We start from the raw sequence: 255 nt of genomic DNA, 5'->3' as shown, positions 1-255 counted from the left end.
CCTTGCGGTCCAGCTTGCCCGAGGCGTTCAGCGGGAACTCGTCCAGCACCACATAGGCCGTGGGCACCATGTACCCGGGCAGCCGCGCGCCGAGCTCGGCCTTGACCGACTCGACGTCCACCACCCGGTCCGGGTCCGCCACCAGATAGGCCACCAGCTGGTCGCCGGTCCGCTCATCGGTGCGCACCACGACCACCGCCTGCGCCACCGATTCCAGCGCCGTGAGCGCCGACTCGATCTCGCCCAGCTCGATGC

General features: G+C 70.6%; 1 protein-coding gene. It reads right to left on the bottom strand.

Annotation, left to right across the window (positions count from 1 at the left end):
• Window positions 1–255: AMP-binding enzyme (locus tag IU459_RS38005; protein ID WP_195134361.1), on the bottom strand; the 255-nt coding region annotated here is incomplete at both ends.

The organism is Nocardia amamiensis, assembly GCF_015477605.1.
GTDB classification, from domain to species: domain Bacteria; phylum Actinomycetota; class Actinomycetes; order Mycobacteriales; family Mycobacteriaceae; genus Nocardia; species Nocardia amamiensis_A.
This window is presented reverse-complemented; position numbering and strand designations above follow the sequence as displayed.